The following is a 21,015-nucleotide window of genomic DNA, read 5'->3' on the forward strand; positions in this document are numbered from 1 at the left end:
TATTAAGAGAAGATTAAGCCACGGCGGGTTTCCGCCGTGGCTCGTTACTTCAGAACAACAATTCATCCAACCTTAGAAGCGGTACTCGCCAGCGAGCGAAATGATGCCCGTGGAGCGCTTGAGGCCCACGCTGGTCTCGCCCGTGGTGTTGTCCATGACCTTGCCCGCATTCGCGTGGAAGTAGTCATAGGTCAGGCCGACGCCGAAGTGCTCGTTGACGTCCCAACCGGTGCCGACGCCGGCGTACCAGCTGCCGCGGTTCGGGCGGCCGCCATTGGAGAAGCCGAGGTCCTGGCCGACGCTGTTGTTGTAATTGTTGTTGTTGTCGTTGGCGCGGAAGTAACCGCCGTGGCCGCTGAGGTACCAGCCGGGGACGAGGTTGATCTTGCCGTTGACACCGAGCATCCAGCCGCGCAGCGCGTTCTTGGTGTTCTTCTGGTCGACGTTCTGATCGGCCTCAAACACGTTCTTTACGCGGTAATTGCCGAGATCCGTGTAACCGGCCTCGAGGCCGAGGCCGAGATCGGGGCCGACCTTCCAGCGGTATCCGCCCAGAAGACCGTAGCCCGTGCGACGGCCCTGTTCGCCGTGCAGGGGATTGAAACCGCTGACATTGCTACCGAAGCCACCGGTGTCGCTACCGTTGGTGCGACCGACGTTGGCGCCGATGAACCAGTTACCGCTACCCACGGCCTGGCTGGGCTGATAATTGCCGCTGACAGCCGGGTTGCTGTCCTGGGCGAAGGCCGGAATGGCCGCAAACGAAGCGCAAGAAACTGCAAGGGCAAGTGCTGCCTTTTTCATGGGGGGTGTTCCTCTTATTTTCGGGGCGGCAATCGATCCGTGGGGGTGGGGGAAGATCGGTTGCCGTGGTCGATTAGAGTCCTTCGAACCTGAAGCGACTCGAAAAACAGAACGGAAAGATTAAGCGGGAGTTAACTTTGCGTTTGCAGCATGAACGTCCACGACAAGATGTGATCAATGCGCGACAATCATGGTTTTTCCGCCGCTTGCTAACTGGAGAACGCCGATGACGACACGTCGCGAACGCGCAAATGCGATCCGCGCCCTGGCCATGGATGGTGTGGAAGCCGCCAATTCCGGCCACCCGGGCATGCCGATGGGTATGGCCGATATCGCCGAGGTTCTGTGGGGCGACTTCCTGCATCACAACCCGACGAACCCGCATTGGCCCAATCGCGATCGCTTCGTGCTGTCGAACGGTCACGGCTCGATGCTGCAGTACGCTCTGCTTCACCTGACCGGCTACGACCTGCCGATCGGCGAGCTCAAGCGCTTCCGCCAGCTCGGTTCGAAGACCGCTGGCCACCCGGAATTCCATCACACGCCCGGCATCGAGACGACCACCGGTCCGCTCGGCCAAGGCCTCGCCAATGCTGTCGGTTTCGCGATTGCCGAGGAAGTCCTCGCCGCGCGCTTCAACCGCCCGGGCCACGACATCGTCGACCACCACACCTTCGTATTCGTGGGTGACGGTTGCCTCATGGAAGGCATCTCGCACGAAGTGTCCTCGCTGGCCGGCACGCTCAAGCTCGGCAAGCTCGTCGCCGTCTACGACGACAACGGCATTTCCATCGACGGTGAAGTGCACGACTGGTTCACCGACAACACCGCCGAGCGCTTCCGCGCCTACGGCTGGAACGTGGTGGTTGGCGACGACGACAAGCCGGTCGACGGCCACGATGCCGAAGCGATCAAGAAGGCGCTTTCCGCCGCTACCTCGCAGAGCGAAAAGCCCTCGCTGATCATCTGCAAGACGATCATCGGCTTCGGTTCGCCGAACAAGGAAGGCAAGGAATCCTCGCACGGCGCCGCGCTGGGCAAGGAAGAAGTCGCCCTTGCCCGCAAGCAGCTGGGCTGGGAATACGGTCCGTTCGAAATCCCGCAGGCCATGTACGACTCGTGGAGCGCGAAGAAAAGCGGTGCCGATGCCGAGAAGGCCTGGAACGACAAGTTCGACGCCTACGCCAAGGCGTTCCCGGAACTTGCCAGCGAGCTCAAGCGTCGCCTGTCCGGTGAGCTGCCGGCCAACTGGAAGGAAGGCGCTGCCGCCTTCATCAAGAAGATGCAGACCGAAGGTCCGGTCGTCGCTTCGCGCAAGGCATCGCAGATGTCGCTCGACGCGTACGGTCCGCTGCTGACGGAACTCATCGGCGGCTCCGCGGATCTTGCCCCGTCGAACCTGACCATCTGGAAGGGCTCGAAGAACATCGCGACCGGTGGTGCCGAAGGCAACTACATCCACTTCGGCGTGCGCGAGTTCGGCATGACGGCGATCTCCAACGGTATCGCGCTGCACGGCGGCTTCATTCCGTACGACGCGACCTTCCTGGTGTTCTCCGACTACGCCCGCAATGCCGTGCGCATGTCGTGCCTCATTCCGGCACACGCCATCCACGTGTACACGCACGACTCGATCGGCCTGGGCGAAGACGGCCCGACCCATCAGCCGGTCGAACACCTTGGTTCGCTTCGCCTGATCCCGAACAATCGCGTCTGGCGTCCAGCCGATGCGGTTGAATCGGCGGTGTCCTGGAAGATGGCGATCGAACGTGCGGGCAACCCGTCCTGCCTGATCTTCTCGCGCCAGAACCTCAAGCACAATCCGCGCACCGACGAGCAGCTGGCGAACATCGAGAAGGGCGGTTACGTCCTCTGGGAACCGTCGGAGAAGTTCAAGGCGATCATCATCGCCACGGGCTCGGAAGTCGGTATCGCCGTGGAAGCCGCGCAGTCGCTGGGTGACCAGGGCGTGCCGGTTCGCGTCGTCTCCATGCCCTGCACGGAAGAGTTTGACGCACAGCCGGTCGAATACCGCGAAGGCGTGCTGCCGTCGTGGTGCCGCGCTCGCGTCGCCGTTGAAGCGGCCAGCGTGGACTTCTGGTTCAAGTACGTTGGCCTGGACGGCAAGGTGATCGGTATGACCACCTTCGGTGCTTCGGCCAAGATCGACGACCTCTACGAGCACTTCGGAATCACGACGCCGAAGATCGTCGATGCGGTCAAGAGTGTGATCAAGTAAGTCAGTAGAGCGGCTCTACGTACTACGAGAGAGGCCTCCGAAAGGAGGCCTCTTTTTTTGGCAGCGATGGGTTTCAGCGATCGCGCTTACTAAAAAGCGGTCTGGCTGGAGCCGGTTTTGACGTTGATCGGAGGCAGTAGCGGTTCTGGCCAAACCGCAGCTTGCTGGGCGCTATCTCCGGTCGTTCTGCGCTGTCCGCTTGTCACGTGCCCCGTGGCCTGAAGCGCGACAACCGCAGCACGTACCGCCCACTCCGTCCCGATGCTATAGCGGAGCGGGTGACTGAAGCCGTTGGCGATCACGGCGCTGGGGCCTGGCGAGGGATCCGCAACGTGCGACAGCAGAGGCGTGCGCCACGATGGATTCTGGGTGGCGGCGACAGGTGGTGCGATGGTCCACGGGCCCGGCGCCAGGATCGGATCCTGCGCGGCATGCGCAGCAACGGGTAAGGCTATTGCGACAACAAGTCCGAATGCGGTGCTGATGGAACGCATAAATCCTCCATGGATTGCCTGCCCGACTGGGTCGAATCGGATCTTACGCTGGGTCGAGGTGCGAAGGGAGTGCCGGGCGTGGCTCTGGTAATCTTGGCGTTCCGCGCCGCCGATGCCTCCCTTCATGACGCCGACCCCCCAACGCCACGCGTACCTCCCGTACGTCGATGGACTGCGAGCGATCGCGGTCATCGCGGTCGTCCTGTATCACCTGAATCCGGCGTGGTTACCCGGCGGGTTCGCGGGCGTCGACATCTTCTTCGTGATTTCGGGCTTCGTCGTGGCGGCTTCGGTGGGCGAGCGTGAGCGCACGTCGCTTCCTTCGTTCATCACCTATTTCTTGTCCCGGCGCATGCTGCGCATCGCCCCTGCGCTTATCGTCTGCCTGCTGGTCACCGGACTGGTCGCGGCGGTCTTCATCCCCGACGCGTGGTTGAGCGACGGCAACCAACGCACGGGAAAGTTCGCGTTCTTCGGCTTCGGCAACGTGATCCTGGCGCAGCACAATAACGATTACTTTTCGCCGATCTCCGAATACAACCCGTACACGCACACGTGGTCGCTGGGTGTAGAGGAGCAGTTCTACCTGCTGTTCCCGGCGTTGTTCTGGCTATGGAGTTTTCGCGGGCGTTGGCGCGGCGTCGTTACCGGTCTGTTCGTCATCGGCGGGGCGTGGTCGTTCGTGCAGGCCGTGCAGCTGGGTTCCACCGATCCTTCCGCGGCTTTCTATCTGCTGCCCAGTAGGTTCTGGGAACTGGCGGTGGGCGTCGTGCTCTATCTTGGTATGTCGATGGCGGGGCGGCGTTTTGACGCCTTCGACCCGGTGACGCCACGCTGGTTGTTGCCGGCGGTAGCCCTCGCGTCGATCGGCTTGTTGGTAAGCCTGATCACATCGCAGCCGACCAGGTTCCCCGCGCCGGGCGCCGTGCTTCCGGTGCTGGCGACCGCCGCCTTGCTCGGGCTGTTGCACGGACGCCCGATGGATTTTCCGCTCGTGCGCGCGCTGACCTGGCATCCGATGCTCCGGATCGGTCGGCTGTCGTATTCGCTTTACCTGTGGCACTGGCCGGTATTCGTGCTGTTCCGCTGGACGGTAGGCACCGGTTCGTTGGCCACGCGCGTCGCCGCCGTGGCGATCGCGGTGATCCTGTCCGTGCTGTCCTGGCGTTATGTCGAGACGACCGTGCGCCGCGCGCACCGATTCAAGATCATGCCGCGCATTGCCGTGGTCGCCTGTGGTGTCGTGGCGCTCTATGCGGGCATGTGGATCAGTGGTTGGGTGGCTCGACGCCAGCCGGTGCTCTCGATCAGTGCCGTCGCGCGTCACGCCGATGACTGGTATCCGTCGAAGAAGCCGGTCATCACCAATGCCTCAGGTTGTTCGGTAACGCCGACGCCCGTACCCGTCGGCGATGGCTTTCGTGTCGTCTTCGAACGCAAGGCCTGTCGCGGACCGGTGACCGCGCCCCGGGTGTTCGCCATTGGTGACTCGCACGCCATGGCCTATGGCACGATGTTCAGTGACTACGTGCTGGATACCGGCGCTCAGGTGATGCTCTACAACAATGGCGGATGCCCCTTCCTGAGCCTGCAACCCTGGCGTGACCGCATGCCTCATTGTGCCAAGGTGGCGGGACAGGCGTTGGAGGACATGTTGCCTCGGTTGCGCGCGGGCGACGTGGTGTTCATGCCTTCGCTGCGCGTACCGCGATTTGTGGACCAGTGGGCTCGCCTGCCTCAGGAGGGCATGCAGGAACTCGTCTTCGGCGATGCCGCGGCGAAAGAACGCGATGCCGCCGTGCTGGAGGGGGCGAAGATTCTCCAGCGTATCCGGGCCACCGGCGCGCGCCCGATGATCGAGGCGCCGAACCTGGTGTTGAAAGCACCCCTGTTCCGTTGCGCGGACGTGTGGACGGCGAGTAACCCGGTGTGTGCGGACGGCACCACGGTGAACCGAGCCGAGTTCGAGCACCTTCGCGCACCGATGCTCGCCTCGATTCATTCGCTGGCAGGCCAGGTGCCCGGCTCGGCTGTCTGGGATCCCTTCCCGCTGCTTTGCCCGGTGGGCGCAGAGTGCAATGGCTTTCTCGACGGCAAACCACTGATGTTCGACGGCGATCACCTGAGCGGCTTTGCCAACCGTCTGCTGTTGCCTTCGTTTACCCAGGCGGTTCGTCAACTCCAGCCCGTGCCATCGACAGCCGGCGTGGCAACCTACTAGCGCCGGGCGGCAAGCAGTGCGCTGAGGCGGTCCGGCGTGCCCTCGATGCGTTGAAGATGCGGATAGCGGAGCGGTCCCGCCGGTTGTATGGCGACAGTGGATGTCCTCCCGTCCGTCGTTGTCGTCAGCCGTACAGGGCTGGGCCGCGCCGCCTTGAGCGCATCTTCGAGCAACTCAGGTCGATAGGCGACCCCGTTCACCGCATCGATGCGTGCACCTGGAGCGAAGCCCATGTGGAACGCCGGGCCGTTCCACGACACGGCTTTTACGATGCCGCCCTTGCCGACGGTGAGGCCAATGGCGCTGGAGAAGTCGCGGGCACCGGCGTCGATTTCACTTTGCCGGAAATACTCGCCAGGAGTGGCATCGAAAACGAGACGGTAGCCCTCCTGTTCCAGGCCATCCGTTACACGGGCCGCGTCATGGCTGTCGAGGCGGGAGCGCAGAAAGGTTGGCCAGTCGTTTGCGGCGACGCGTTGAAGGGCTGTGCAAACATCGTCGAAGGTGTATGTCGACGTCGTCATGTCGCCCTCCTGGCCGCTGCCGAAGAAGTCACGTGCGAAATCGTCGAGGCTCTTCTTGTCGCCCGTTTTCTTACGGATCTCGGCATCGACGGCGAGCCAGAGGAAAACCCCTTCGCCGTAGTAGTCCTCGCGTCGTTGCCAGTCGCGCCATGAGAGTGGATGGCCCGCGGCGATCAGGGGATCGTTGGTACTGTCCTGCAGGGACTTCCACTCACGCCCGCTCTGGCCAAGGACACCGGCTGCACCCACCGCGAGCGCATCGAGGGTCTCTTGTCTGCTGCGCAACCCAGCGCGCGCGGCGAGCACGCGGCCCCAGAATTCCGTCTGGCCTTCATAGACCCAGAGCAGACTGCCGCGCATGGGCTCGTTGAACGTAGCCGACCACAGGTCGGCGGGCTGACGGTAACGGCCGTTCCACGAGTGCACGAATTCGTGAGCGAGCAGATCGCGGTCGACAAGGTAGTTTGCGTTGTTCCGGAAGAAATCCGGAGGAAGCACGTTGCTGCTGGACTGCGCCTGCTCGATGCCTCCCGGGCCGGGCAGGGTGTCGCTGAGGGCCAGCATGAAATCGTAGTGGTCGTAGTGACGCGTCGGCAGCAGCTTGCGTGCTTGTTGCACCATCGCGCGCAGCCGTTCCTGTTCCTTCACGTCCACGGTTACGTCATCGGCGTTCCCGCCGAGGGTGGTCAGTCGCACCGGCGCGTCGCCCGCCGCAGCAAGTTCATATCGCTCGACGTGCCGGCCTGCGAAGACGGGCGAGTCGACCAGCGCTTCCAGGGATGTCGTGTTGAACTCAACGGAACTGCCGGACCGGCTTTCGAGCGCGGTGACGTATCCAAAACCTGGCGGCAGCGTCAGTCGTGCCGTCACCGGAATGTTCCGCACGAACCAACCGGCAGGGTAGAGAACCACGCTCTGCCACGGAACGGTGACGATGTCTGGCGTCGCACTCACCAAGCCTTGTCGCGCGGAGAAGGGCGACAGGAACTCGAAAACGATATCGAGCGTGGTCACGCCGGAAGGAACGTCCAGATGGAAAGCGAACGGATTCACCGTGTCGCGTTGCCATGTGAGTGGCCGACCTTGCGCACGGATGACGAGCCCGGCCAGCGCGGTGGCCGACGCTGTCGGCGCATGGCTTCCCGTTTCCCACTGTGGGTAGAGGAGAGTCATGGGTCCGGCCGACTGGACGGGTATCGATTCGTGCACGCGGTAGATACGTTGCGCCGTGTCCGTCGCGTCGACGGCGAGCCCGATGCTCCCCTTGAAAGGAACATCTCGCGGCGCCGGAGCCGGCAAAGGGAGGGGCAGCGGTTGCGGCCCCTCCGATGCATGCGCCGGGCCGGCGGCGATCAAGGCGAGAACGAGGAGCCGACCGATACCCTGCATGACGCGCCAGCCTGATTTGTGAGGAACGTTGCTTCTACCGTTGCGGGGGTTAATCGGCCATGACCGCGGCGGTGTACGTCGCGATATCGGCCGGCTTGTCGGCAATCTTCCACGCGCCCGCGCCTTCCAGCTCTCGGCGATCGCCAAAGCCCCAGAGCACGCCGATGCCGCGCACGCCGTTGGCGACGGCGCCTTCCATGTCGTAAAGACGGTCGCCGATCATGATCGTGTCTTCGGCCGGTTGGTCGAAGTCGGCGAGTGCGGCGGAGATCATCGTGGCCTTCTCGCTGTGCGCAGTGGACAGGTCGGGTGCGTAGACGCGCTCGAAGAAGTGTCCGAAGGGTAGGTGGGCGATGATCGGGCCGGCATGGGGGAGGGGCTTGCTGGTGACGACGGCGAGGCGATGGCCGGCAGCAGATAGCGAAGCGATCAGTTCGGGAATACCGTCGTACACGGTGTGTTCCGACCAGCCCACGTCACGGAAACGCTCGCCGTACGCCGCCACGGCGGCTTCGATGCGTTCGTTGTCGTCGCCGAGAATGGCGGCATAGCTTACGCGCAGCGGCGGGCCAACCCAGGCCCGCAAGGCGGCGTCATCCGGCGACTCCGCGCCGACGGCCGCCAGGGAATGGCGAACGCCGGCGAAGATGCCGATTTCAGAGTCGATGAGGGTGCCATCGAGATCGAAGAGGAAGAGCATTACTTCTTCTCCGCCCGAGCCTTCAGCGCGACGACGGCCGGCAGTTCCTTGCCTTCGAGGAACTCGAGGAAGGCGCCGCCGCCGGTGGAGATGTAGGAGACGCCTTCTTCGATGCCGTATTTATCCACGGCCGCCAGCGTGTCGCCGCCGCCGGCAATGGAGAACGCTTTCGAGGCGGCAATCGCGCGAGCGAGTGTTTCGGTGCCTTTGCCGAAGGCGTCGAATTCGAACACGCCGACGGGGCCGTTCCAGACGACCGTGCCCGCCTTGGCGATCAGTTCGGCGTAGCGCTTCGCGGTGTCGGGACCGATGTCGAGGATCATCTCGTCGTCGGCGACCTCGGTCACGTTCTTGATCGTGGCTTTCGCGGTGGCGGAAAACTCGGTGGCGACGACCACGTCGGTGGGCACCGGCACGTCGGCGCCACGCGACTTGGCGTCGGCGATGATCTTCTTCGCGATGTCGAGCAGATCGGCTTCGACCAGCGACTTACCGACCTTGTGGCCTTCGGCGAGGATGAAGGTGTTGGCGATGCCACCGCCGACGATGAGCTGATCCACACGACCGACGAGATTCTGCAGCAGTTCGAGCTTGGTCGACACCTTGGAGCCGGCGACGATGGCCAGGAGCGGCTTGTCCGGGTTTTCCAGAGCCTTGCCCAGCGCGTCGAGTTCCTTTGCCAGCAGCGGGCCGGCGGCGGCGATCGGAGCGAAGCGGATCACACCGTGCGTGGAGGCCTGGGCGCGATGCGCCGTACCAAAGGCGTCCATGACGAAGATATCGCACAGCGCGGCGTACTTCTTCGACAGGGCTTCGTCGTCCTTGCCTTCGCCGACATTCATGCGGCAATTCTCGAGCACCACCACTTCGCCCTCGGCGACCTCGACACCATCGAGGTAGTCGCGCACCAGACGGACGTCCTTGCCGAGCTTCTTGCCCAGCCACTCGGCAACCGGCTTGAGCGAGGAGGCTTCATCGAACTCGCCTTCCTTCGGCCGGCCCAGGTGGGAGATAACCATGACCTTCGCCCCAGCGTCGCGCGCGGCGACGATGGTCGGCAGCGAGGCGTCCAGGCGCTGGGTGGAGGTGATCTTTCCGTTTTCGACCGGGACGTTGAGGTCCTCGCGGATCAGGACGCGCTTGCCGCGCAGGTCGAGGTCTTGCATGCGGATGACGGACACGTTGGACTCCAGGTTCGGTTCGGAGAAACGCCCATTGTAATTGGGGGGCGATCTAGAATCCGCCTCGTTCTCACAAGGAAGCCCTATGGCCCTCGTCCTCTATACCTACTGGCGCTCCAGCGCCGCCTACCGTGTCCGGATCGCCCTGAACCTTAAGGGCCTGCCGTACGAGGCCCGTCCGGTGCACTTGATCAACGAAGGCGGTGAACACCTCAAGCCCGCCTACCGCGAAATTTCCCCCCAGGCCCAGTTGCCGACCCTGCTCGATGGCGACCGCACGATCCGCCAGTCCATGGCCATCCTGGAATATCTGGACGAGACCCGCCCCGAGGTTCCGCTCATGCCGGGCGACGCGCTGGGCAGGGCGCGTGTTCGGGAGCTGATGCAGGCCGTGGGCACGGATATCCACCCGCTGGGGAACCTGCGCGTCCTCAGAGCCATTGAGGCGGAGTTCGGTGCGGACCAGCCGGTCAAGGAGGCGTGGTCGCGGCGCTGGATCAAGCAGGGCTTCGACGGCATCGAGGCGTTGCTGGCGCAGGGGCCGTCAGGGCGCTTCAGCTTCGGGGACACGCCGACCCTGGCCGATTGCTGCCTGGTGCCGCAGTTCTACAACGCGGTGCGTTGGGGCGTGGACCTGGCGCCCTACCCGACGATCCGCCGGGTGGTCGAGGCATGCCAGGCGCTGGAAGCGTTCCAGCAGGCCGCGCCCGAGGCGCAGCCGGACGCCCAGTAAGGAAATGTGGGAGCCGCTTCAGCGGCGATGCTTTCCGGCTTCACCGCACCGTTGGCTTTTCGCCGATGAATCGGCTCCCACAGGTCGCTATTCGACGGTCAAACGCCGATGCCGTACGGATCGCTCGATGCAAACTCGTTGCTCGACGAACCCTCGGACAGGCGGATCTTCAGGGCCAGGCCATCGCGCGAGTCGGCCTTGTTCAGGGTCTCTTCGAGCGTGATGTGGCCGTCCTTGAACAGCCGGTAGAGCGACTGGTCGAAGGTCTGCATGCCTTCCTGCAGGCTGCGGTCCATGGCGTCCTTCACCTCGTGGATCTGGCCGCGGCGGATCATGTCGCGGATCAGCGGGGTGTTCAGCAGCACCTCGGTCGCCGGCATGCGGCGGCCGTCCTTGCCGATCACCAGACGCTGACTGATCACCGCACGCAGGTTCAGGGCGAGGTTCATCAGCACGTTCTTGTGCGAGGCCTCCTGGAAGAAGTTCAGGATGCGCTCAAGCGTCTGGTCCGCATTGTTCGAATGCAGGGTGGCCAGGCACAGGTGACCGGTTTCCGAGAAGGCGATGGCGGCCTCCATGGTCTCCGTGTCGCGGATCTCGCCGATCATGATCACGTCCGGCGCCTCACGCATCGCGTTCTTCAACGCCTCGTGGTAGCTGTGCGTGTCCAGGCCCACTTCACGCTGGTTGATGATCGAGCGCTTGTGGCGGTGCAGGTACTCGATGGGATCCTCGATGGTGAGGATATGGCCCGAGCTGTTGTTGTTGCGGTGGTCCAGCATGGCGGCCAGCGTGGTCGACTTGCCCGACCCCGTGGCACCGACGCAGAGGATCAGCCCGCGCGGCTCCATGATCAGGTCACGGAAGATCGTGGGCAGGCGCAGTTCTTCAAGCGACGGAATCTCGCTCTTGATGGCACGGATGACCATGCCGATCTCGCCGCGCTGCTTGAAGACGTTGATGCGGAAGCGCCCCGCCTCTTTCACGGCCAGGGCCATGTTGAGCTCGAGATCGCGCTCGAACTGGGGCACCTGGCCCTCGTCCATGAGCGAATAGGCGATTTTCTTGACCATGCCGCTGGGCAGGCCTGTGTTTCCTAACGGGTAGAGCTTGCCTTCCACCTTGATGTTCACAGGGGCACCGGTCGTCAGGAACATGTCCGACGCGCCCTTGTCCACCATTAGCTTCAGGAAATAACCGATATCCACCTAAACCCCCGGGCGTTCGCATTACAATCGAGACGAGGTCTCCCTAGACCTTCATATATCGACAATATCTCGCAAACCTGTAAGAGGATAACGAGTGATGGTGCACATCTTGCCGTCGAAAGCCCTTTCCAAGGGCCGCCGGCTCCTCGCCCTGGCCTCCCTTGGCCTGGCGATTGCTACTCTCGCTGGCTGCGCCAGCGCTCCGCCGCCGGATGGTGCCATGAATCAGGCACTAGCTCAGCTACAGGCGGCGCGTGACGCAGGTGCAGCCGATTATGCGCCGGTCGACCTCGACTATGCGCAGGGTAAGTTCCGCCAGGCGCAAACAGCCATGGCGAGCCGCAAATACGACGAGGCGGCCGTGCTGGCCGACGAGTCGCGCGCGGATAGTGAACTGGCCCGGGCCAAGGCCCGGCTGGGTGCCGCCCGTGCCCAGAACCAGACCAAGAGCCAGGAAAATTCGCGGATGCGCGTCGAAATGATCGACAACCACGCGAACGACACGGTGCCGATCCCGACCAACGTGCAGGAAACCGAAAGCGTCCTGCCTGAGCCGACCGACAACACTCCGCCGCCCGTGGGTGGCCAGACCCAGCCGCTGAACGACCATCAGGGAGGCCAGTGATGAAGCGCTCGACTATCCTCCTCTCCGCCCTGGTCCTTGCCGTTTTCTCGGCAGGGTCGGCCATGGCCGCCACGGACGACCTGGACATCCGCCGGCTGAACTCCAGCCTGGACCAGCTCTCGGCCGACCCCGTTCTCGGCGGCTACGCCCAGGCGGAGCAGGCCCGGGCCCGCGAGGCGATCAACCAGATGGCGCAGTTCAAGCCCAAGGAAAAGGAGCACGCGCACTACCTGTACATCGCCGAGCGCCGCGTGGACATCGCCAAGGCGATGGCCCAGTTCCAGGATGCGCAGAGCAAGTCGGCCCAGCTGGATCGCGAGCACGATTCCATCCTGCTCGAGGCCAGCCGCCTCGACGCCGAGATGGCCCGCCGCCAGCTCGAGCAGCAGCGCGCCCAGAACCAGATGATCCAGGAAGAGGCCGCCCGCCTGCAGCAGCAGGGTGTGGAGTACTCCCAGGCCCTGGATCAGGCCAAGGCCGAGGGCGACAAGGCCCGCCAGGTCGCCGCTGCCCAGGCCAAGGTCGCCAACGCCGCCAAGAAGCAGGCGGCCCTGGCCGAGGCCGCGGCACGCGCCATGCGTGATGCGAGCTCGTCCGACGGTGCGGCCGACCCCGCGCCAAGCCCGAAAAAGAAGAAAAGCAGCAACGGCAACTAAGGCCACAGCGCCCTGTAGGAGCCGATTCATCGGCGAAAGGGTGCTCGCGGAGAACTTCAACGCTCCGCCGCACCCATCGCGGATGAATCGGCTCCTACACAAGCCGCTCCGGCCCCGCCAGATGGCGGGGTCGGGGTTGCCTGACGCGTAAACCGTTGCTCTCGCAACCATTTTTTCCTGCGTGAATTGAGAAAGATCGGTCTTGCAGCACCTCCTCGAGCGGAGTAGCTTCGAACTCCCGTCACGCGAAAAACACGTGATGGCCCTCCCCAACGCGAGGAGTTCGCTATGTTCGAAAACCAGCAGCCCGACGACGTCGAAAAGTTCGTCCACGCCGATGCCGACACCCGTCGTCTCTTCTACCGTCACCAGGAACTCGACACCAAGCTGCATGACGCCAACACCGGCTGTCTGCCCATGGACGATCAAAGCCTGGCGGGACTCAAGAAAGAAAAGCTGCAGGCAAAGGAGAAGCTCCAGCGAATGTGGGACAGCTGGCAGCAATCACGACACTGACCCCTTCATCGGGTTCACAAATTCCAGAGAACGGGCACGGGAACGTGCCCGTTTTTTTTATGGTCGTTCCCTACACCGTTTTGGATCGGCCGAGAAGCCGGGCATCGGTTCAGGGCGCCACGCTTTATCATGTGCGCCCAGAGGGTGGGGTCGCAGGGACCGTGCCCGGAAAAAGACGGAGTTCCAATGAGTGTTCATGACAGCGTCCTCGATCTGATCGGCCACACCCCCATGGTGCGCGCCCAGCGTCTGGATACTGGCCGTTGCGAGCTCTTCCTGAAGCTGGAAAGCGCCAACCCGGGCGGCTCGGTGAAGGACCGCATCGGTATGTCGATGATCGAAGGCGCCGAGCGCGCCGGAAAGATCAAGCCGGGCGACACCCTCGTGGAAGGCACCGCGGGCAATACCGGCCTGGGCCTCGCGCTGGTCGCGCAGCAGAAGGGCTATCGCCTGGTCCTCGTCGTGCCCGACAAGATGAGCCGCGAGAAGATCTTCAACCTCAAGGCCATGGGTGCCGAGGTCGTGCTTACCCGTTCGGACGTGGCCAAGGGCCACCCCGAGTACTACCAGGATATGGCCGAGCGCATCGCTCGCGAGACCCCGGGGGCGTACTTCATCAACCAGTTCGGCAACCCGGACAACCCGCTGGCGCATGAGCAGACCACCGGCCCGGAAATCCTCGAGCAGATGGACGGCAAGGTCGACGCGATCGTCGTCGGCTGCGGCTCCTCAGGCACGATGAGCGGCCTCACCGCCTACCTGCGCAAGCATTCGCCGCATACGCGTATCGTGCTGGCCGACCCCGTTGGATCGATCCTCGCCGAGTACATCAATGACGGCGTGTTGTCGGAGAAGTCCGGCAGCTGGATGGTCGAAGGCATCGGCGAGGATTTCCTACCCTCCATCAGCGACTTCTCCATGGTCGAGAAGGCTTTCGCCATCAGTGACAAGGAAAGCTTCCTCGCCGCTCGCGAACTGCTGGCGAAGGAGGGCGTTCTCGGTGGTTCGTCCACGGGCACCCTGCTGGCCGCCGCGTTGAAGTACTGCCGCGAGCAGACCGAACCCAAGCGTGTCGTCACCCTGGTCTGCGACACCGGCAACAAGTACCTGTCGAAGATGTACAACGACTACTGGATGCTCGACAACGGCTTTCTCGAGCGCGAACGCTACGGCGACCTGCGCGACCTCATCCTGCGGCCCTATGCGCAACGCGACACGGTGGTGATCAAGCCGGACGACATGCTGGTCACCGCCTATAACCGCATGAAGCTGTACGACGTCTCGCAGCTGCCGGTGATGGAGAGTGAGCGCATCGTCGGCATCCTCGACGAGTCCGACGTGCTGATGCACGTGCATTCGGACGAAACCCGGTTCCGAGACCCCGTCTCCACGGCCATGATGGCTTCGCCGGAAATGCTCCAGGTCCGCGAACCGATCGATGCACTATTGCCCGTGTTCGAGAAGGGCCACGTCGCCATCGTGGTCGACGGCGAACAGTTCCTCGGACTGATCACCCGGATCGACCTGCTCAATTACCTGCGCCGCAAAGTCAATTAAGAAGGATCACGACTCATGTGTGGAATTGTTGCCGCTGTCGCGCAGCGTGATATCGCGCCGATCCTCATTGCCGGTTTGAAGGCCCTGGAATACCGCGGCTACGACTCGGCTGGCATGGCCATCGCCGATGGCGGTGAGATCCGCCGGGTCCGTGCGAAGGGCAAGGTTCGCGAGATGGAAGCCCTCTACGACGCCGATCCGGTGCCGGGCGGCACGGGTATCGCGCATACGCGATGGGCGACGCACGGCGTTCCCAGCGAGGCGAATGCGCACCCGCACGTGCAGGGTCGTATCGCCATCGTGCATAACGGCATCATTGAAAACTACGCATCCCTGCGCGACGGGCTCAGGGCCAAAGGCCGCACCTTCCACTCGGAGACGGATACCGAGGTGATGGGCGCGGTGATCGACGAGCACGTACAGGCCGGCAAGTCGTTGCGCGAAGCCGTCACCGCCGCCGTGCGCGAACTCGAAGGCGCGTATGCCATCGCCGTGATGAGCCTGGACGAGCCCGAGCGCATCGTCGGCGCTCGCCGTGGCTGCCCGCTGCTGGTCGGTATCGGCATTGGTGAGCACTTCCTCGGTTCGGACGCGCAGGCGCTGATCAAGGTCACCAACCGGATGATGTACCTCGAGGAAGACGACGTCGTCGAAATCACGCGCGACACCGTCGAAGTCTTCGGCCTGGACGGCCAGCGTGTCGACCGCACGGCGCACGAGAGCGAAATCAGCGCCGACTCCGTGGAGCGTGGCGAGTACCGTCACTACATGCAGAAGGAAATCTTCGAGCAGCCGCGCGCGGTCGCCGACACGCTCGAGGGTCGCATCGGTCCGCACGGCATCCTGCCGAACATCTTCGGTATCGACGCCGACCCGATCCTCGAGAAAACGCGCGCCATCCACATCGTGGCCTGCGGCACCAGCTATCACGCCGGCATGGTCGCGAAGTACTGGATCGAGCAGTTTGCACGCATCCCTGTCGTTGTCGAAGTAGCCAGCGAGTACCGCTACCGCGACGTCGTCGTGCCGGAAAACACACTCTTCGTCGCGGTATCGCAATCGGGTGAAACCGCCGACACGCTGGCCGCCATGCGTGAGTCGCGCCGCCGCGGTTACCTGGCCACGTTTGCTATTTGCAACGTGCCGGAGTCGTCTGTCGTCCGTGAATCCGACCTGCGCCTGATGACGCGCGCGGGTCCGGAAATCGGCGTCGCCTCGACCAAGGCCTTCACCACCCAGCTCACCGCGTTCGCGTTGCTGGCGCTGGACCTCGGCCGCCGTCGCGGCCTGGATAACGCGAAGTACCTCGAGCACTGCAAGGAGCTCCAGTCGCTGCCGCGCTATATCGAGAACGCGCTGAAGATCGAGCCGGAGATCCTCAAGATCGCCGACCACTTCATCAACAAGCAGCACGCCCTGTTCCTCGGGCGCGGCGCGCAGTTCCCCGTGGCGCTGGAAGGCTCGCTCAAGCTCAAGGAAATCTCGTACATCCACGCCGAGGCTTATCCCGCCGGTGAGCTGAAGCACGGTCCGCTGGCCCTGGTCGACGAGAACATGCCCATCGTGGCGGTGGCGCCGAATGGCCCGTTGCTCGACAAGCTGAAGTCGAACCTGCAGGAAGTGCGTGCCCGCGGCGGCGAGTTGATTGTCTTTGCGGATGAGCGCGCCGAGATGGACGACGGCACCGAGCACGTGGCCATGGTGCGTGTGGATGGCGGTGGCGATCTGATTGCGCCTGCCGTATTTACGATTCCGCTGCAGCTGTTGGCGTATCACGTTGCGGTGCAGCGTGGCACCGACGTCGATCAGCCCCGAAATCTGGCCAAGTCAGTTACCGTCGAGTGAGCAGCATGCCGTTCGTGCATGCCACGGCCGATGTCCAGGCGCTGAGGATCGGCGCCGGGACGCGGATCTGGCAGTTCGTGGTTGTCCTGCCGCAGGCGGTAATCGGCGCGGATTGCAATATCTGCTCGCACTGCTTCATCGAGAACGACGTGGTCGTCGGTGACCGTGTCACGGTGAAGAGCGGCGTGCAGCTCTGGGATGGCCTCCGGCTGGAAGACGATGTTTTCGTCGGTCCCAACGTGACCTTCACCAACGACCGCATGCCGCGTTCGCGGATCTATCCCGAAAACTTTCCGCAAACCGTTGTGCGCCGGGGTGCTTCGATCGGGGGCGGCGCGACGATCCTGCCGGGCGTGGAGATTGGCGAGCGAGCGATGGTGGGAGCGGGTGCGGTCGTCACGCGTGATGTGCCCGCCCGTGCCATCGTCGTCGGGAATCCCGCACGGGTCATCGGTCAGGTCGACGACGCGATCGGTGACGATGCCTTGAGCCGCAGCCCCGGGTGATCGAAAATGGTGGTTTCCAAGGGAACGCCGCCATGAAGTGTTTCAAAGCCTACGACATCCGGGGTCGCGTTCCCGACGAGCTCAATGAAGACATCGCTTATCGGCTCGGTCGCGCTTTTGCGCGCACGGTGGGCGAGGGTGCCGTGGTGGTGGGCTACGACATCCGCCGCGACAGTCCTGCTTTCGCGGGGGCGATCGTTCGCGGACTGAATGACGAGGGCCGCGACGCCATCGACATCGGCCTGTGCGGAACGGAGGAGGTCTACTTCCAGACATTCCATCGACAGGTCGCCGGCGGCATCATGGTGACCGCCAGCCACAACCCTATCGATTACAACGGCATGAAGCTCGTTCGTGAGGGCTCACGCCCGATCAGTGGCGACACGGGGCTGCGTGACATCGAGCGCCTGGTCGAAGACAACACCTTCGGCGACACGGCCGCCGTGCGAGGGAACGTCGTTCACGATCACGACAAGTCGGCGTACGTCAGCCACCTGCTCGGCTACATCGACGCCAGCGCGCTGCGTCCGCTCAAGATCGTGGTGAATGCCGGCAACGGGGGCGCCGGTGGTGTCATCGACCTGCTCGACGCCCACCTGCCGTTCGAATTCATCCGCGTGAACCACGAGCCGGATGGTAGCTTCCCGAACGGCATCCCCAACCCCCTGCTGCCGGAAAACCGCGACGCGACATCCCACGCCGTCATCGCCCATGGCGCCGACTTCGGTATCGCCTGGGACGGCGATTTCGATCGCTGCTTCCTTTTCGATGCGCGGGGCCAGTTCATCGAGGGGTACTACATTGTCGGTTTGCTCGCGGCCCAGCTGCTCGAGAAGCGCCCCGGTGCGAAGATCATCCACGACCCGCGCCTGACCTGGAACACCATCGACATGGTCAAGGGTGCCGGTGGGATTCCCATCGAGAGCAAGACCGGTCACGCGTTCATCAAGGAGCGCATGCGGTCGGAAGACGCGATCTACGGCGGTGAGATGAGTGCGCACCACTACTTCCGTGAGTTCGCGTATTGCGACTCGGGCATGATTCCCTGGCTGCTCGTCGCCGAACGGCTGTCGAAGACAGGCAGCAGCCTCGCCGCGATGCTCGCCGAACGGATGGCAGCCTACCCGTGCAGCGGTGAGATCAACTTCGTGGTGGACGACGCGAAGGCCGCCGTCGACCGGGTCATGGCCTTCTATAAGGCGGAAGCGCCGCGCATCGATCACGTGGACGGCGTCAGCGCGGAGTTTACCCACTGGCGCTTCAATCTCCGGTCATCCAATACCGAGCCCTTGCTTCGGCTCAACGTTGAGGCGCGAGCCGACGAGGCGCTGATGAAGGCGAAGACCGCCGAACTGTCCGCCCTGATTGCGGGTTAATATGTAAGTTCCTGCGTTTTTTCGCAAAAACGTTCGCGGCAATAAAACCAGGGCCTGGCGATAGTCATATCGCCAGGCCTTTGTTATGGCTGCCAATTTATTGACGCACACCCTCGGGTGTCGTCAGGACGGCAACATCCTGCCGCCGCCGTTTTGCGAATTCGTAAGGAAACAGAAATGAAACTTACGCATCCTGTCGGGCCGCCCCTTGGCGGTCCGCCGTGATCGTGTCCGAATCCCGTCGATATGTTGCTCCCACACGATGCTACGGACCCCCAGAAGGGTCGGATGCCAGCTCACAATGACCGATCTTCAGCGTCGCAAATTCATCAAGATAGCCGGCGGCGCCGCCGCGGCGGCCGCCGTGGTCGGCCTTCCGCCCAGCCTCGTACGCGCGCTTTCCATCAAGGGAAACAGCGCGACCGGTTCGATCAATGACATCGAGCACGTCGTCATCCTTATGCAGGAGAACCGGTCGTTCGATCACTACCTTGGCGCCCTGCGAGGGGTGCGCGGCTTCGGCGACAGATTTCCGATTCCCCTGGAAGGTGGCGGGCGCGTATGGGACCAGTCGAACGGTACCCGGGTGGTCAAACCGTTCCATCTGGACAAGAACACGATGAACGCGGCGCTTATCAAGGACATGCCGCATTTCTTCTACGACGCGCAGGCGGCGTGGAACCAGGGCAAGTACGGGCACTGGCCGCAGTACAAGACGGACGGCTCCATGGGCTACTACACCCGGAGTGAGGCACCCTTCCAGTACGCGCTGGCCGACGCGTTTACGATTTGCGATGCCTACCATTGCTCGGTGCAAGGCTGCACGGATCCGAATCGCATCATGTTCTGGTCGGGATCCAACCATGATCCCCGGCTTCGGGACGCGGGCATCAATTGCGACGACACCACGGCTGAGCCAACCAACATTCGCTGCAACGTCGTGGGCCAGATGCCGTCGCCGGGCTATGCCTATACCGGGAGTGCGTTCACCTGGGACACCATTCCCGACGTCCTCGAGCGGAACAACATCAGCTGGAAGATCTACCAGGACCCGAACAACAACTGGTGGGGCCTCATGCACGGCGGTCTCGCGTTCGACAGCTTTCGCAGCGCGCTTCCGGGATCGGCGCACTACGACAAGGGAATGAGTCATCACTCCATCGACGATCTCGCGAGCGACGTGATGGCCGGAACGCTTCCCGCCGTGACCTGGATTCTGCCCACACCGATGGAATCCGAGCATCCGTTTGCTCCGTCGAGCGCGGGACGCGGCGGCCATTTCGTCGAGCGTATCCTGCAGGCGTTGACGGGTAATCCGGACTCGTGGAGCAAGACCGCCTTCTTCATCACCTATGACGAGAACGACGGTCTCTTCGACCACGTGCCGCCACCGGCCGTACCGTCTTATGACGCTGAGGGCAACCTCGCCGGCAAATCGTCCGTTCCCGTGGAGGGCATGTACTTCGCCGTAAACAAGCCGGAGTACGTCCATCCCTCCGACACCATCACGGGCGACCTGCGCGTATGGGGAATGGGTCCGCGCGTTCCCATGTTCGTCATCTCACCCTGGAGCAAGGGTGGATGGGTGAACTCGCAGGTGTTCGATCACACCTCGATGGGCATGTTCCTGGAGAAGCGCTTCGGCATCACCATTCCCGCCATCAGTCGCTGGCATCGGACGGTCAGCGGCGACCTTACATCGGCCTTCGACTTCAGCAGCCCGAACAGCCCGAGCCTGCCCGCGTTGCCGAGCATGGCCAACTACGAGGCGGTGGAAGCGGCGTCCGCGCGTCTACCGGTTGCCAGGCCGCCCGCGGTCGAGCAACCCATGGTCAGGGAGCCCGGTGTGCGCTACTCGCGCCCGCTGCCCTATGACCTCGCCGTGTACGCGACGCCTCGACCCGACGGCCGCCTGCGCCTGGACTTCGTCAACAACGGGGCACAAGGCGCGGTCCTGCACGTGTACGACAAGAAGCACCTGGCCAACATACCGCGGCGCTACACCGTTGCCGCCCGTGCGCGTCTGGACGACGACATCTGGCGTCCGTCGGCGGTCGACGGAGGGCACTACGATTTAGAAGTGTTCGGACCCAACGGTTTCTTTCGCTCGTTCCAGGGCGATGTGTTCAATGAACACGACGCCGGTGTCGAGATGGCCATGGCCTATCGCAAGGATGCCCGGGAGCTGGTGCTTACACTGACCAATAAGCGTGCGCGCGCCGTCAATCTTGATCTCCGCTTCAACGCCTATCGGAAATTCGATAGTGGCGCGACGCTGTCCCTGCCGGCCGGAGCGGCCACCGAGCGCGCATGGAAGATCGACTCGGTCGGTAACTGGTACGACTTCTCGGTCACCGGCGAGGCACTTGCCTACCGGTTCGCGGGACGGATGGAGAGTGGGATGCCGAGCATCAGCGATCCCGCCCAGTAATCCAGGGAGG

General features: G+C 63.5%; 16 protein-coding genes. 11 read left to right on the forward strand and 5 right to left on the reverse strand.

All coding sequences use genetic code 11. The annotated features are described in order from the left end of the window. Nucleotides 1-72 precede the first annotated feature (72 nt). A complete protein-coding gene (locus tag HB634_RS18180; protein WP_213949615.1) occupies nucleotides 73-804 on the reverse strand; it encodes an outer membrane beta-barrel protein in 732 nt (243 codons plus the stop codon). Between the two features lie 226 nt (nucleotides 805-1,030). Here HB634_RS18180 and tkt point away from each other — a divergent pair, with 226 nt between their 5' ends. Both tkt and HB634_RS18190 read left to right on the forward strand, forming a co-directional pair. Beyond that, nucleotides 1,031-3,043, forward strand: coding sequence for a transketolase (gene tkt / locus HB634_RS18185; protein ID WP_213949616.1), 2,013 nt, complete (start codon nucleotides 1,031-1,033; stop codon nucleotides 3,041-3,043). Between the two features lie 618 nt (nucleotides 3,044-3,661). After that, on the forward strand, nucleotides 3,662-5,758 hold the full coding sequence (locus HB634_RS18190; RefSeq protein WP_213949617.1) for an acyltransferase family protein: 2,097 nt from the start codon (nucleotides 3,662-3,664) through the stop codon (nucleotides 5,756-5,758). Here HB634_RS18190 and HB634_RS18195 read toward each other — a convergent pair. Genes HB634_RS18195 through HB634_RS18205 form a run of 3 tightly spaced genes read right to left on the reverse strand, consistent with a single transcriptional unit; the run spans nucleotide 5,755 to nucleotide 9,552 of the window. Next, nucleotides 5,755-7,671 carry a hypothetical protein gene (locus HB634_RS18195; protein WP_213949618.1) on the reverse strand — a complete coding sequence of 639 codons (1,917 nt, stop codon included), beginning with the start codon at nucleotides 7,669-7,671 and terminating at the stop codon, nucleotides 5,755-5,757. The two genes, HB634_RS18190 and HB634_RS18195, sit on opposite strands and share 4 nt — an antisense overlap. A gap of 49 nt (nucleotides 7,672-7,720) precedes the next feature. Continuing rightward, nucleotides 7,721-8,371 carry an HAD hydrolase-like protein gene (locus HB634_RS18200; RefSeq protein ID WP_213949619.1) on the reverse strand — a complete coding sequence of 217 codons (651 nt, stop codon included), beginning with the start codon at nucleotides 8,369-8,371 and terminating at the stop codon, nucleotides 7,721-7,723. Further along, nucleotides 8,371-9,552 carry a phosphoglycerate kinase gene (locus tag HB634_RS18205; RefSeq protein WP_213949620.1) on the reverse strand — a complete coding sequence of 394 codons (1,182 nt, stop codon included), beginning with the start codon at nucleotides 9,550-9,552 and terminating at the stop codon, nucleotides 8,371-8,373. The genes HB634_RS18200 and HB634_RS18205 overlap by 1 nt, the downstream gene beginning before the upstream one ends. A gap of 85 nt (nucleotides 9,553-9,637) precedes the next feature. On the opposite strand from HB634_RS18205, the gene maiA reads away from it, so the two are divergent. Then, nucleotides 9,638-10,285 (forward strand): maleylacetoacetate isomerase, encoded by a 648-nt coding sequence (maiA, locus tag HB634_RS18210; RefSeq protein WP_213949621.1) that lies wholly within the window; start codon nucleotides 9,638-9,640, stop codon nucleotides 10,283-10,285. Between the two features lie 98 nt (nucleotides 10,286-10,383). On the opposite strand, the gene HB634_RS18215 is transcribed toward maiA, so the two are convergent. Beyond that, nucleotides 10,384-11,493: a PilT/PilU family type 4a pilus ATPase gene (locus HB634_RS18215; protein WP_063571348.1), complete on the reverse strand. Its 1,110-nt coding sequence runs from the start codon at nucleotides 11,491-11,493 to the stop codon at nucleotides 10,384-10,386. A 97-nt stretch (nucleotides 11,494-11,590) separates the two neighbouring features. Here HB634_RS18215 and HB634_RS18220 point away from each other — a divergent pair, with 97 nt between their 5' ends. From HB634_RS18220 to HB634_RS18255, 8 genes are all read left to right on the forward strand, one after another. Next, nucleotides 11,591-12,118, forward strand: a complete 528-nt coding sequence (locus tag HB634_RS18220) for a DUF4398 domain-containing protein (protein WP_213949622.1) — start codon at nucleotides 11,591-11,593, stop codon at nucleotides 12,116-12,118. Further along, nucleotides 12,118-12,774, forward strand: coding sequence for a DUF4398 domain-containing protein (locus tag HB634_RS18225; RefSeq protein ID WP_063574352.1), 657 nt, complete (start codon nucleotides 12,118-12,120; stop codon nucleotides 12,772-12,774). The genes HB634_RS18220 and HB634_RS18225 overlap by 1 nt, the downstream gene beginning before the upstream one ends. A gap of 288 nt (nucleotides 12,775-13,062) precedes the next feature. After that, nucleotides 13,063-13,290, forward strand: a complete 228-nt coding sequence (locus HB634_RS18230; protein ID WP_213949623.1) for a YdcH family protein — start codon at nucleotides 13,063-13,065, stop codon at nucleotides 13,288-13,290. Between the two features lie 186 nt (nucleotides 13,291-13,476). Then, nucleotides 13,477-14,847, forward strand: a complete 1,371-nt coding sequence (locus HB634_RS18235; protein WP_213949624.1) for a pyridoxal-phosphate dependent enzyme — start codon at nucleotides 13,477-13,479, stop codon at nucleotides 14,845-14,847. A gap of 15 nt (nucleotides 14,848-14,862) precedes the next feature. Further along, entirely contained in the window at nucleotides 14,863-16,692 is a 1,830-nt protein-coding gene (glmS, locus tag HB634_RS18240; RefSeq protein WP_063573020.1) for a glutamine--fructose-6-phosphate transaminase (isomerizing), read from the forward strand. A gap of 5 nt (nucleotides 16,693-16,697) precedes the next feature. Then, nucleotides 16,698-17,198: an acyltransferase gene (locus HB634_RS18245; protein WP_213949625.1), complete on the forward strand. Its 501-nt coding sequence runs from the start codon at nucleotides 16,698-16,700 to the stop codon at nucleotides 17,196-17,198. 32 nt (nucleotides 17,199-17,230) lie between these two features. Further along, nucleotides 17,231-18,574 (forward strand): phosphomannomutase, encoded by a 1,344-nt coding sequence (locus tag HB634_RS18250; RefSeq protein WP_213949626.1) that lies wholly within the window; start codon nucleotides 17,231-17,233, stop codon nucleotides 18,572-18,574. Nucleotides 18,575-18,875: 301 nt separating this feature from the next. Then, the gene (locus HB634_RS18255; RefSeq protein ID WP_213949627.1) at nucleotides 18,876-21,005 is read left to right on the forward strand and encodes a phospholipase C, phosphocholine-specific; all 2,130 of its coding nucleotides are present in this window, start codon (nucleotides 18,876-18,878) and stop codon (nucleotides 21,003-21,005) included. Nucleotides 21,006-21,015 lie beyond the last annotated feature (10 nt).

Source organism: Luteibacter sp. dw_328 (assembly GCF_018449605.1).
GTDB lineage: Bacteria > Pseudomonadota > Gammaproteobacteria > Xanthomonadales > Rhodanobacteraceae > Luteibacter.